This is a genomic window from Trichlorobacter sp. (assembly GCF_030247655.1).
Lineage (GTDB): Bacteria > Desulfobacterota > Desulfuromonadia > Geobacterales > Pseudopelobacteraceae > Trichlorobacter.
Map to the genome: position 1 here is coordinate 1 of NZ_JAOTRZ010000081.1, position 12,506 is coordinate 12,506.

The following is a 12,506-nucleotide window of genomic DNA, read 5'->3' on the forward strand; positions in this document are numbered from 1 at the left end:
CTTTTCCTTCACCTTTAAGATGTAGATCCCTTTGGTGGTTTCAACCGGTCCGCCCAGTTCACCCTGCTTCAGCTCAAAGGCCTTTTTCAACAGGGCCGTTTCTCCGGCCAGGGCTGCAGGGGCGCTGTTGGCGCTAAACAGTGCTGTGTCCTGGACCTTTGCACCCAACTTGCCTGCCACCAGAGCAAGATCGCCAGATTTGATGTTCTGGAACAGGGTGAAGGCTGCCTTTTCGGAGAGCGCTTTGGCTGCTTTATGTCGCTGCGCATCTGCCTTTCCCCGCTCTTTTATCTGCTCGTAAGGAATCGGGGCATTGTCCTTGTCAAGATAGCGATCCATGTTTTTGTCATAGAAGGTCTTCTGCTCTTCAGCCGTTACCGGGGCATGGCTCTGGCCTGCGTTATCCAGTATGAACCAGGAAAGCGCAATTTTTTCAGGGTTCTTGAATTTTTCAGCGTTTTTGGTCAGGAAATCCTGCAGGTCAGCCTCGGCAAGTTTTACCTCGCCAGCCAGATCTGCTGCTGCAAAGGAGACATAGGACAGTTCCAGCTTGTCCTGTTCTTTATGGAACTGCTTTAATGCCTCGTCATCGCTGATAGTTACCTTGTCCATCACGGTCTTGCGGGTTTTGTCAATCAGCAGTTCACGCTTTTTTGATTCTTCATACGCCTCCGGGGTAATCCGGTTTGCCTTCAGCATCTGCTGGTAGAGGCTGAAATCAAAACTGCCGTTCTGCTGGAAGGCAGGCATGGCTGCAATGGCAGCGGAAATCTCTTCTTTGCTGACTGAGACGCCCTGACTTTTGGCGGCCTTCATGATCAGGGTGCTGTCAACCAGGCGATCAATGACCTGCTGGCGGAGATTAAGCTGCTTTTCAAGTTCCGGGGTAAAGTTGCCACCAAAGATCTGACGGTAGGTTTCAGTCATATTCTGGTAGGCATTCTGATAGGTTTCAAGTGAAATGGTGGTGCGGTCAACCTTGGCTGCGTAGCCTGCTGATCTGCTCATCCCCTCATCACCCTTACCCCAGACCAGGAAGATGGTGCCGATGAACGACAGTACAATGATGATGAAAACGGTCTTGATAATGACCGAATCCTTCTTTTTACGTATCACATCAAGCATGGTGCGGGACTCCTTGTCTCTGTAGGTCAAATAGGTGTTAAAAGAGGTTGCATACTACACTAGCGCTTCAGATAAAATCAAGCTGTGATTCCCGAGGTCCGGCGGTTTACAGCCGGTTTGAACTGTGCTAGTGTGCGCCACTATTTGCGCGGTTTGAGTGCTATGACGGGGGTGCCATGGAGTTAAGTTTTTCCCATACCAATGAAGAAGTGGATAAACTGATTGACCGGTTGATATCGGCCACCGGGGGGATCACCCATGCCCATCTGGTGCGGGAACTGGTTATTTCATCCCTTAAAATCGGGCAGGAGACCACCTATCTGCCGGACCTGAAGCTGATCAATCGTACCCTGCGGGAGATGCGCTACACCACCCGGGTCTTTAGTCCCTACCGTGACCGCAAGAAGGTCACGGTCTTCGGTTCTGCCCGTACTCAGCCGGATGAGCCTATTTACCAGACCTGCATCCGTTTCAGCCGTCTGCTGGCCGAGCACAACTGGATGATTATCACCGGTGGCGGCCCCGGCATTATGCAGGCAGGCAATGAGGGGGCCGGCAGCGACAACTCCTTTGCCGTCAATATCAAGCTGCCATTCGAACAGAGCGCTAATCCGGTCATGCAGAACACTCCCCGTCTGGTTACCTACAAGTACTTCTTCAACCGTAAGGTGGCCTTTGTCAAAGAGGCTGATGCCGTAGCGGTCTTTCCAGGCGGTTTCGGTACGCTGGATGAGGCGATGGAGGTCTTTACCCTGGTGCAAACCGGCAAGACTTCGCCCAAGCCGCTGGTGTTGGTGGATGACGGTGATGGCTTCTGGGAGCAGTTCTTTGAGTTTGTGAAGGAACAGTTGCTGGCCAAGGGGCTTATTTCCGGAGAAGACTTTTCCATCTTCACCATTACCAAGGACGAGCAAGAGGCTGCTGCGGTCATTGAAGGGTTTTACAAAAATTACCATTCGATCCGTTTTCACGATGATCTGATTGTGGTCCGGCTTACCAAAGAGCTGCAACCGGAACAGCTTGATCTGCTTGAACAGGAATTTCCCGAGCTGGTTCAGCCGGGGGGGCGGATTGTCAGTTGTGAACCGCTATTGATTGAGGATGATGAACCGGAACTTGCACTGTTGCCCCGGATAAATTTCCCCTTTAACCACTTTCATTACGGTCTGTTGATCGCCTTTATCAACCGAATAAACACGTTTTGACTTTTAACGGGGGCTGTGTTAAAAAATTCCACTTTTTATATATAGTACCGTTTTCAACGGATTAGCCGATATTTAAGGTTTTATTCTGCTGGCAGTGGAGTCTTCCTGGCTGCCTGGTGAAGACAACATTAGCATGCGAGCAGATCTTCTTGTTTCTGTAATCAAGTCTGTGAGGTAGGGCATGAGCCTTAACCTGGCCGTAGCCACGCTGTATGAAATTGAACAGGCCCGTAACGACTGTCGCACAATGGTCACCAGGCGAGCACTGGTTTCCGGGGCGGCGGTACTGGTGCCGTTGCCTGGTGGCGACCTGTTGGCGGACGTGGGGATGTTGATGCAGTTGTTACCCCGGATCAATGTCCGCTTTGGGCTTTCTCCGGAGCAGGTTGAAGAGCTAAGCCCAAAGCTGAAGATTATGGCCTTTGATTTGACCAAACGCCTGGGTTCACGGTTGATTGGTAAGGCGGTTACCACCAGTCTGGTGACCTCACTGGTGACTAAAATGGGGGCGCGGGTAGGTGTCAAAAGTGTTGCCCGTTTCGTACCACTGGTAGGGCAGGCGGCCGCAGCCGCCATCAGCATCAGTATGATGCGCTATATCGGTAATCAACATGTGGAGGCCTGTTATCAGCTGGCGTGCCAGCTGGTAACAAAACGTGACAATACTTTTGTATGATTTAAATTTAGATGTGTAATTAAATAATGTCAGTAGCTTGGTTTTTTATTTACGTCAGGGGAGGCAGTCATGTTCAAAGGAAGTATTGTTGCCATTGTTACGCCGTTCAACAACGGTACGGTGGACGAAAAAAAGCTGCGTGAATTGGTGGATTTCCAGATTGAGAACGGTACAGATGCCATCGTGGCCTGCGGGACAACCGGTGAGTCGTCCACTCTGGATAATGAAGAGCACCTGAACGTCATAAAGATCGTATTTGATCAGGCCAAAGGGCGTGTGCCGGTCATCGCCGGTACCGGTTCCAACTCAACTGCCGAGGCTATCCATCTGACCCGCGAGGCCAAAGCGATTGGCGTGGCCGGGGTGCTGCTGGTGACTCCCTACTACAACAAGCCGACCCAGGAAGGACTGTATCTCCACTACACTGCCATTGCCGATGCGGTTGAAATTCCCCAGATCCTGTACAACGTGCCGGGCCGTACCGGTGTTAACCTGCTGCCAGAAACCGTAGCGCGTCTGGCCGGACACAAAAATATCGTTGCCATCAAAGAGGCCACCGGCTCCCTGCAGCAAGCCTCTGAGGTTATGGCCCTCTGCGGCAGCCAGATCGACGTCTTCTCCGGTGACGACTTCATCACCTTCCCGATGATGGCCTGCGGCGCCAAGGGTGTGATCTCGGTCACCGCCAACATCATGCCCAAGGCGATTGGTGACCTGACCGACGCTTTCTTTGCCGGTGATCTGGAAAAGGCCCGTCAACTGCATCTGGATACGTTGAAGATCAGCAACGCCATGTTCATTGAAAGCAACCCGGTACCGGTCAAGACCGCCCTGGCGCTGATGGGCAAGTGCTCCGATGAGGTTCGTCTGCCGCTGGCACCGATGAGCGAAGCCAACAAGGCCAAGCTGGCAGCCATCATGAAAGAGTACAAGCTGATTTAATCTTATTTTTTACCGCAGAGGACACAGAGGCACGCAGAGTAAAAACGGGAAAAACAAAAGAATCCATATAAACGATTTGCTTTTTGTTTTCCCCAACAGGTTTTATGATTTTGCGTTTGATTTTCCTCCGTGTTCCTCGGCGTCCTCTGTGGTGAGTTCGAGGTGTTTGATATGATCAAGATAGCCGTCTGCGGCGCCGCTGGCCGCATGGGACAACGTATTATCGTCGCTGCTGTTGAGGCAGGTTGCACCATCTCCGGTGCCCTTGAGCGTCCCGGTCATCCCCAGGTTGGGCAGGATGCGGGCCTGATTGCCGGAGTTGGTACCCTGGGTGTTTCCATTTCTGATGACCTGAACGCTGTGGTTGAAGGATGTGATGTCCTGATCGATTTCACCACCCCCAAGATCTCGCTCAAGAATCTTGAGGTCTGCGGCCTGAAGAAGAAATCAATCGTGATCGGCTCCACCGGTTTTACCCCTGAAGAACGCGCTCTGGCTGCTGAGCTGGCCAAGGATATCCCGGCGGTGCTGGCCCCCAACATGTCAGTTGGTGTCAACGTCTGCTTCAAGATGCTCAAGGATCTGGCCAAGACCCTGGGCGATGACTTTGATGTGGAGATTGTGGAGCTGCACCACAACAAGAAAAAGGATTCCCCTTCCGGCACTGCCGTGCGGATGGGAGAGGTGGTGGCTGAGGCGTTGGGTCGTGACTACAATCAGGTTGCCAATTACCACCGCGAAGGGATCTGCGGTGAGCGCACCAAAGAAGAAATCGGCATGCAGACCGTGCGTGGTGGCGATATCGTCGGCGAACATACGGTCTACTTCATCGGCATGGGTGAGCGGATTGAAATCTCACACCGCGCCATGAGCCGCGATATGTTCTCCCGTGGATCTATCCGCGCAGCCAAGTGGATTGTCGGCAAGCAGCCCGGTCTGTACGACATGCAGGATGTGTTAGGGCTGAAGTAAACACAAAAACGAAGAAATTGTTTCACGCGACGCCGCAACGACGCAACGCTTTACAAAGTCTGAACCGTGAAGCTTTAAATATTTTCGTTGCGGCGTCGCGTCGTTGCGTGAGTTAGATTTGCTTACAGATTCTGTTTTTGGAATATCAATATGATGTATGGAGGAACTACCGAAGATGGCAAAAATTAATGATAACTACCTGAAGTTAAAAGCTGGCTACCTGTTCCCTGAGATCGGCCGTCGTGTGCGTGAGTTCACCGCTGCCAACCCGGATGCAAAGGTAATTCGTCTGGGTATCGGCGACGTGACCCGGCCTCTGGCACCGGCTGTACTGAAGGCGTTCCATGCCGCTGTCGATGATCTGGCCACCACTGCCCAGTTTGCAGGCTACGGCCCGGAGCAGGGCTATGATTGGTTGATCAATGCCATTATTGAGAAATCCTACAAGCCACTGGGTGTTGATCTCAAGACCGAGGAGATGTTCATCTCCGACGGTTCCAAGTGTGACTGCGCCAACATCCTGGATATCTTTGCCCTTGATAACGTGGTTGCCATCGGCGACCCGGTCTACCCGGTCTACAACGACACCAACGTCATGATCGGCCGCACCGGTGAGGCAGACGAAAAAGGCTACTACCAGAACATCGTCTACCTGCCCTGCAACGAGGCCAACAACTTTATCCCCTCGCTGCCCACCGGCAAGGTTGATATCATCTATCTCTGCTTCCCCAACAACCCGACCGGTACCGTGGCATCTAAGGCCGAGCTGAAGAAGTGGGTCGATTACGCCAATGCCAACGACGCCATCATCTTCTTTGATGCTGCCTATGAGGCGTTCATCACCAATCCTGAAATTCCCCATTCCATCTATGAGATCGAAGGGGCCAAGAAGTGCGCCATTGAGTTCCGTTCCTTCTCCAAGACTGCTGGCTTTACCGGCGTGCGCTGCGGTCTGGTAGTGGTACCGGAAGAGGTAATGGGCACCACTGCCAGCGGCGAGAAGTACAGCTTCAACAAACTCTGGCTGCGCCGCACCACCACCAAGTTTAACGGCGCTTCCTATCCCGTTCAGAAGGCTGCTGCTGCGGTTTACTCTGATGAGGGCTGGGCTCAGACCAAAGAGATCATTGACTACTACATGGAGAATGCCCGCATTATCCGTGAAGGTCTGAAAGAGGTTGGCGTCACCTGCTACGGCGGTGTGGATGCCCCCTACATCTGGCTCAAGACTCCGGGCGGTATGAGCAGCTGGGACTTCTTTGACAAGCTGCTGAACGAATGCAACGTGGTCGGTACCCCTGGCTCCGGCTTCGGCCCCAGCGGCGAAGGGTTCTTCCGGTTATCGGCCTTCGGACACCGTGAGAATGTGATTGAGGCGGTGGAGCGGATAAAGAAGAATTTGAAGTAGGATTAGTAACGGCACCAACATTGGTGCCGTTTTGTATTTGCAAATATCTTATGATTATATTGTGCACAGAATGGGAGGATATATGAAGCATTTTCAAGACGTTCTGGAAGCTCTAGGGGCTGAAAATGGGCCTAAGTTGCTGAAAGAAACAAATTATTGGGAATTCTGGCAGGCTGAATATATTACTCCAGTTTCTACCGTATATGGTCATTATTTATACTTAAAATCATCTTGTCCCCTTAAAGAAGCAACTCCCCAAAATGTACAAAATTGGAAAGAACTGTCATCTCGTACTGGATATAACTTAATTGTAACACCAAGTAGTCCACTCGCATTGAATTATGAAAATACAAAAAAACATTTCTGTTCATTGAATGTAATGACATCAAAAGAATTATTAATGAATAATTTACTTAAAGGAATGGAACAGCACGGGTTTGAACCGGTTGAACATTTCATTACTCCTGATATTAGGCTTGAAAATGGTGAAACTAAGCAAGATGCTCTTGATTTTTTGAAAAAATGGTTACTTGGTTCGACTAATGGTTTGAAGTCAACAGCGATTGCTATTTTAACAGCACACGGCGGGATTGGTAAGACTACAGTTGCAAGAAAGATATGTGCAGATATTAAGTCAATAGACAGTTCTGTTATTCCATTGTTGATAGAGTCAGAGCAATGGAAACACATGAATTATAATAAACTATCGATGGAGTATATTTGGAACGAAGCGATATCACGTCGATTTGTTAACGCCAATCGTCTCTTGTCAAATAAAAAAGCCTTGAGAGCCCTTATAAATTCAGGGCTTTGTGTAGTGATTTTTGATGGATTCGATGAGCTTTGTGGAAGTCAATTATTCGATTTTGGCCCACAAGATATTATTGATTCGCTTGTAGATGTTGCTATTGAAGATGATGGAATTGGTCAAGCAAGAATTCTACTTACTTCCAGAGAAACTTATTGGGAAACGGTCAAGGATGGAATAAATAAAGAACAAATTGAAGTTTATAAGCTCAAAGGTTTTGACCAAGAACAAAGGAAAAAGTATTTTGAACAACGCTTGAAAAACCCTGTTGAAAGGGATACAGCCTTGCGGTTGTCGAAGGAAATAGGCGGCGCTATCTATGATACCGTTGAAGAGGAAAATGAAGATAGGCTGTCTGGTGTACCATTTATATTAGCCCTAATCGCACACTATGTTGAAGGTTGTGATGTTAGTTCTTCGTATATTAATCCGTATATGACGGACCCATTAGAGCCATTATTAGAAGATATGTGCAGAAGGGAAAATAGTCGTCAAGAATTAGATATTGATCCTACAAAGCAGCTGTTGTTATTCGAAGAGTTATTTCGCGAGTTTCAGAACAAGGATATTCCATTAGAGTATTTGAGATTTTGTTTAGAATATTTTTGCAGTGTTACCGATCCATCAATTTTAATGAAGTTTACAAGCCACCATTTCTTGATTCGAACTGAAAAAGATATGTTTGCACCACGTTACGACGTACTAAGGGTATATTTTATAGCTCGGTTTTTAGCAAAGGGGCTGTCTGGCCTTTACACTCAATCTGAACGTTCAAAAATAGCAAGAACACTAGCACTTAATAGTACTGGTAAAACTCAAGTAATTGATTGGCTTGTTAAGCAATTGGGGCGTATGGAAGATGATAAATTGTGTAAAGCTTTTAACCACGCATTCAAAATAATCGATGAACAAGCAGATAATTCATGTTTTGTTGATTCTGGTAAGGCATTATTCAATGTATTAAAGCGTTTTATTACTGATTCTGATAAAGTTCTTAGAATTAATAAAATGTTGTCATACATTGGCCAAGTTAATAATATAGAAAATAGGCAATTAAACAGAATTGTAATTACAGGATTAGTAAGAGCCTTTGATTTTTCTGGGATTAAATTTAAGAATTGCATATTTTGTGATGTAGAATTCAAGAACTGTTGTTTTGATGCAGGTACTGAACTTTTTAACAGTAATTTCGAAGGTACTGTGACATTTGTTAATTGTGAAGATGAGTCTTCAATAATTATTCACAATAACTGCAAAATGTCTAAGGAAGCTGAATATTCGTGGGATTTGGTTATGAGTAAGTCGATCCGTGAAGATTTGAAGAAAAATTTTGCGGAAGATGCGCTTAAGAGAGCTTTGAAGAAATTTAAAGGATATTATGGATTCGAATCTATTCAATTAAAGTTTAAAAATAAAGGATTTAAGGCAGGAAATCCATACAATGATAGTGTTTGGGATGTGCTTGCTGAACAAAAAATTGTTGAGTCACATACAATTTCTAATGTTACCGGTGGTGGGTTAAATATCGTTGACGATAAAGAATTGCGGCGTGAAATCACTGCTTATTTGGATAATACAGTCCTTGGAACTCGCCTTAGAACCGTAATCGATAAGTTGATAAGTTAGCGGAATTCCAGGGTGTACTGAGATAGTATTCACCTGACAGTGCCCTTGAATGGTTTGTGATTTACGCTGCCAGTTTGTAGTCCTCAGTATCTGAATTGTCGTTCTTTGGCAAGCCGTCTATGAAAACCGTGTATGGCGTCCTGCCAAGCATGTTTCTGCCCTGATGTGGGCGGTCGTAGTTGTAGGTCTTGAGATAGGCTTCCAGATCAGCCTGCATCTCCTCCAGTGACTCGTACCATTTGGTACGCCCCATAATGCGGAAATGCTCGTCCAACAAGGTTCTGTGAAGCCGTTCAACAAAGCCGTTGCTCTGTGGCCTTCTGACTTTGGTTGTGCGGTGTGCGATTTCCTCAAGCTGCAAAAACAGCTCGTAGGGATGGTTGTCTGGCCTGCCGCAGAATTCCCTGCCGTTGTCTGACAAGACAGTGCTGATCTTGGCATTATGTTCTTCAAAGAACGGCAGGACATCCTCGTTAAGGACATGCACGGCAGTGACCGGCAGTTTGTTGGTGTAGAGCCTGCCCCAGGCATAGCGTGAATAGCAGTCGATAACTGACTGCAGATAAACTTTGCCTACGCCTTTCAGGGTACCGACAAAGAAGGTGTCTACTGCCACCAGGTCACCGGTGTGCTTGGTCTCGATGTGGCGCTCTCGGAATTCTGGGCTGAAGCGTTCCAAGACTCGTATCTGTTCGTCTGTCAGTTCAAACGGCTGTTCTCTGACGCTCTTTTCGAGTCGTAGAAACCTCTCCTGTTTGGTCAGAAGGCTGTGCCTGCTCCAAACACCACGTACGCCTCCAGAGCTAACCTGAATCCCTTTAAGCGTCAGCTCATGGGCAACCCGAACAGGGCCATGGGAAGGATGAGACAGACAGTGATCAAGGATCGCCTGTTCAACAGCTTCATCAACCCGGTTAGGATGGGGGCCTCTGGCTCCAGGTAGCCGGTCAACTAAACCAGCTGAACCGTAGGTCTGATAATTACGACGGATTTCATAGAACTGCTGCCGTGAATAGCCCATAAGCTTACAGGCTCTGCTGACATTTGAGAGATCAGCGGCCAGGTCTAGCAAACTGAGCTTTCTTCGTGATACTTTCTCTGCGGTGGTCATACTGTTCTCCTTGATGAAAAGATTTAGTCTGAGCAACTTCATCTTTATCCATTCAAGGGCGGTATGGCCACCCCTAGAAAATGACCAACTGTCAGGTGAATACTATCTCAGTACATCCGGGGACAGTATACGTAATTCAAAAAGCGGCCGATTGGCCGCTTTTTGAATTATGGCAGAACTATTAAGGACAGCATTCGTGTCAGTCCACCAGCCAGACCCCTGACCGTTTCACCAGACCGATCATAGATCTGCCGTCCTGCTGTTTGATCAGCAGGGTGGCGCGGTCCCCACGCACAACCAGCGTCAGAGGGGATTTTTTTACCGCCTGTCCCATCTGCTTGCCCGCCTCTGCCATCATCTTCAGGGACTCATCCTTGCCTTGTGCCATGAATCCGTCCATCTCCTCAATTGACCGCTCCGTACAGACGCTCTTTACAGCTGCATAATCCCCTTTGGCCATGGCTGCCGTCTTGGCCAGCACCGCCTTGACCTGCGGGGAGTTCAAGGCCTGTTTACCTTTCAGGATGGCGGTCACGGCAGGTTCCCGGAAGAGTGGGGCGTTGAAGCTGAAGGCATATTTCTCGGCCGGCCATCCCTGTACCGGGTTGCCTTCGCTGCTCTGCTCCATGGCTGCGCTGACGCGCAAGTTTGTTATCACCAGTTTGTCGAGCGGGCTGCGTTCGCTCTGGCTGATGGTCTTGTTGCCCAGCGAATAGCGCTCTTCCTGTTGCGGAAAGAGGACCGTAACAACAACTTCCTTCGGCTTGGCGGGATCAAACCGCACCAGAACCCCGCGGACGGTTCCTTTTCGCACCATTGCGGAGAGCGTGAAAAAGGGGTTGAGACCGGCGATGGCTTCCTGCTGGACCGCCCGGTCAGCCACCAGGATACGCATTTCCTTTTTGCTGTTCGGACCGTCCTCTGCATTGTCATGCAGATGGGCATAGGAGTGGGTGAGGTTCACAACGGTCGCGCCAACCGTGAGCGAGCCGTTGGCCGTTCCCGGATCGATGGCCAGTGCGAGCAGCGGGAAGCAGATGACTGCAAACAACGCCAGCAAAAGAGAAACTCCTGTCTTCATGACGGCCTCCTTCGGGGCGACAGATTAACTGTCTGGATTTGGTAGTGAACAGCCACAGGCAGCTTGAGTATACACAAACGGCTACAATAGTCAGTAAATAGTAATCCGGCTGAAACCTTCGCAAAACCTTCTGAGGCAAGTTTTGAAATATACGTTTTCTGTGCTATAACCCCTCCATGGCTCGAACTTTACGCATAGAATTTCCTGGTGCTGTCTATCATGTTACCTCTCGCGGCAACGCCCTGTCAGACATCTTCGTGTCTTCATGAGTCAGCGTGCAATCCTCTGCCCTCGCTGCAGACAAATTATAGGCAGTGAAGAGTCTCACTGCTCCTGGTGCGGCACGTCCCGCTCAAATCCCTTTTGGGTACTGATCGGTGCAGCCGGTGGTAATTGGGTTACCGGGAGTATTCTTACCGTCAATATACTCTTTTTCGGGCTTTCACTTCTGCTTAGTACCAAAGTAGATCCCTCCTCCGGTTTTCTTTCGCCGGGCCACAACAGTTTACTGCTGTTGGGGGCAAGCGGAACCGTGCCTATCGACCATTTCGGGCGCTATTGGTCTGTTGTCAGTGCTAATTATCTCCATGGTGGCATACTGCATCTGTTTTTTAACCTGATGGCATTTCGTCAGTTGGCCCCATGGGTTGTAAATGAGTATGGAAGCAGCCGGATGTTTGTCATCTACACGTTGGGTGGTGTCGCAGGATATCTGGTTTCGTATTTTGCCGGTGTGCCGTTCACTGTTGGTGCTTCAGCTGCGCTGTGCAGTTTAATTGGAGCGCTGCTCTATTATGGAAAGAGCAGGGGCGGCAACTATGGCCGGACGGTCTATCGTGAAATCGGTGGCTGGGCCCTCAGTATTGGTATCTTTGGTCTGATCTTTCCCGGCATCAATAACTGGGCCCACGGTGGTGGGGTGCTGGCTGGTATCGCTCTCGGGGCGGTGCTTGGCTATAACGAAAAAAGGAGCCAGCACGTTGTTGATCATCTGCTTGCACTACTCTGTGTGCTCGTAACCATTGGAGTGCTGGTATGGGCGCTTTTTGGCGCCCGGATTTAGCGCCACGTCAGGAATTACCCTGATTTAAAGGAAGGCACATGAAGATTACCTGTCCCGGTTGCCAGTGGAGTGTCGAAATTCCTGACGATAAAGTTCCGGCTGTCGACGCAATCGCCACCTGTCGAAAGTGCCAGACCAGGTTCCCGGTCTCCCGCGAGGCGGTTGATCCGCCAATGCCCGATTTCAGCTGTCCGCAATGCGGCAAGGCGCAGCCTGCATCCAATGCTTGTATTTACTGCCATATCATTTTTAGCAAATATGCCGAAAAACAGCGCATCAGGGAGTCAATCCCGCCCGTCAGTGATGAAACCCCAGCGATGCAGGGCGGCGGCCGATCTACAAGAATAGCACTGGCCGTGATCGGGCTGCTGGTGGTGGCGGGTCTGTTCTATTCGGCAGAGATAGTCAGCGCCGGTAAATTCTTTTTCCATATCCGGCCGACCCACGCCAGTCATATCCCCCGGTCGGCGCTGACCGTGACACGCTGCA

Annotated in this window: 11 protein-coding genes; 8 read left to right on the forward strand and 3 right to left on the reverse strand. The window is 49.4% G+C overall.

Going from position 1 to position 12,506, the window contains the following annotated elements; translation table 11 throughout:
• Nucleotides 1-1,125, reverse strand: a 1,125-nt coding sequence (locus OEL57_RS08865; RefSeq protein WP_300739732.1) for a peptidylprolyl isomerase, incomplete at its 3' end; no start/stop codon positions are given.
• Nucleotides 1,126-1,301: 176 nt separating this feature from the next.
• Between OEL57_RS08865 and OEL57_RS08870 the strand changes: the two genes are divergently transcribed.
• The 6 genes from OEL57_RS08870 (at nucleotide 1,302) to OEL57_RS08895 (ending at nucleotide 8,762) form a co-directional block, all read left to right on the forward strand.
• On the forward strand, nucleotides 1,302-2,330 hold the full coding sequence (locus OEL57_RS08870) for a TIGR00730 family Rossman fold protein (RefSeq protein WP_300739734.1): 1,029 nt from the start codon (nucleotides 1,302-1,304) through the stop codon (nucleotides 2,328-2,330).
• A 181-nt stretch (nucleotides 2,331-2,511) separates the two neighbouring features.
• Nucleotides 2,512-3,006 carry a hypothetical protein gene (locus OEL57_RS08875; protein ID WP_300739736.1) on the forward strand — a complete coding sequence of 165 codons (495 nt, stop codon included), beginning with the start codon at nucleotides 2,512-2,514 and terminating at the stop codon, nucleotides 3,004-3,006.
• Between the two features lie 69 nt (nucleotides 3,007-3,075).
• Complete coding sequence (gene dapA, locus OEL57_RS08880) at nucleotides 3,076-3,948, forward strand: 4-hydroxy-tetrahydrodipicolinate synthase (protein ID WP_300739738.1); 873 nt, start codon at nucleotides 3,076-3,078, stop codon at nucleotides 3,946-3,948.
• A gap of 171 nt (nucleotides 3,949-4,119) precedes the next feature.
• Complete coding sequence (gene dapB / locus OEL57_RS08885; protein WP_300739740.1) at nucleotides 4,120-4,920, forward strand: 4-hydroxy-tetrahydrodipicolinate reductase; 801 nt, start codon at nucleotides 4,120-4,122, stop codon at nucleotides 4,918-4,920.
• A 175-nt stretch (nucleotides 4,921-5,095) separates the two neighbouring features.
• Nucleotides 5,096-6,328 carry an LL-diaminopimelate aminotransferase gene (locus OEL57_RS08890; RefSeq protein ID WP_300739742.1) on the forward strand — a complete coding sequence of 411 codons (1,233 nt, stop codon included), beginning with the start codon at nucleotides 5,096-5,098 and terminating at the stop codon, nucleotides 6,326-6,328.
• Nucleotides 6,329-6,410: 82 nt separating this feature from the next.
• Nucleotides 6,411-8,762, forward strand: coding sequence for an NACHT domain-containing protein (locus OEL57_RS08895; RefSeq protein ID WP_300739744.1), 2,352 nt, complete (start codon nucleotides 6,411-6,413; stop codon nucleotides 8,760-8,762).
• Nucleotides 8,763-8,823: 61 nt separating this feature from the next.
• Here OEL57_RS08895 and OEL57_RS08900 read toward each other — a convergent pair whose 3' ends face one another.
• Together OEL57_RS08900 and OEL57_RS08905 are read right to left on the reverse strand one after the other, a co-directional pair.
• The gene (locus OEL57_RS08900) at nucleotides 8,824-9,873 is read right to left on the reverse strand and encodes an IS481 family transposase (protein WP_300739746.1); all 1,050 of its coding nucleotides are present in this window, start codon (nucleotides 9,871-9,873) and stop codon (nucleotides 8,824-8,826) included.
• A gap of 199 nt (nucleotides 9,874-10,072) precedes the next feature.
• Entirely contained in the window at nucleotides 10,073-10,954 is an 882-nt protein-coding gene (locus tag OEL57_RS08905) for a hypothetical protein (protein WP_300739748.1), read from the reverse strand.
• A 265-nt stretch (nucleotides 10,955-11,219) separates the two neighbouring features.
• Between OEL57_RS08905 and OEL57_RS08910 the strand changes: the two genes are divergently transcribed.
• Together OEL57_RS08910 and OEL57_RS08915 are read left to right on the forward strand one after the other, a co-directional pair.
• Entirely contained in the window at nucleotides 11,220-12,017 is a 798-nt protein-coding gene (locus OEL57_RS08910) for a rhomboid family intramembrane serine protease (protein ID WP_300739750.1), read from the forward strand.
• A gap of 38 nt (nucleotides 12,018-12,055) precedes the next feature.
• Nucleotides 12,056-12,506, forward strand: a 451-nt coding sequence (locus tag OEL57_RS08915) for a zinc-ribbon domain-containing protein (protein ID WP_300739752.1), incomplete at its 3' end; no start/stop codon positions are given.

Excerpts from the sequence above, each read along its gene's own strand:
- OEL57_RS08870 (WP_300739734.1), top strand. The coding sequence starts at position 1,302 with ATGGAGTTAAGTTTTTCCCATACCAATGAAGAAGTGGATAAACTGATT.
- OEL57_RS08875 (WP_300739736.1), top strand. The coding sequence starts at position 2,512 with ATGAGCCTTAACCTGGCCGTAGCCACGCTGTATGAAATTGAACAGGCC.
- dapA (WP_300739738.1), top strand. The coding sequence starts at position 3,076 with ATGTTCAAAGGAAGTATTGTTGCCATTGTTACGCCGTTCAACAACGGT.
- dapB (WP_300739740.1), top strand. The coding sequence starts at position 4,120 with ATGATCAAGATAGCCGTCTGCGGCGCCGCTGGCCGCATGGGACAACGT.
- OEL57_RS08890 (WP_300739742.1), top strand. The coding sequence starts at position 5,096 with ATGGCAAAAATTAATGATAACTACCTGAAGTTAAAAGCTGGCTACCTG.
- OEL57_RS08895 (WP_300739744.1), top strand. The coding sequence starts at position 6,411 with ATGAAGCATTTTCAAGACGTTCTGGAAGCTCTAGGGGCTGAAAATGGG.
- OEL57_RS08900 (WP_300739746.1), bottom strand. The coding sequence starts at position 9,873 with ATGACCACCGCAGAGAAAGTATCACGAAGAAAGCTCAGTTTGCTAGAC.
- OEL57_RS08905 (WP_300739748.1), bottom strand. The coding sequence starts at position 10,954 with ATGAAGACAGGAGTTTCTCTTTTGCTGGCGTTGTTTGCAGTCATCTGC.
- OEL57_RS08910 (WP_300739750.1), top strand. The coding sequence starts at position 11,220 with ATGAGTCAGCGTGCAATCCTCTGCCCTCGCTGCAGACAAATTATAGGC.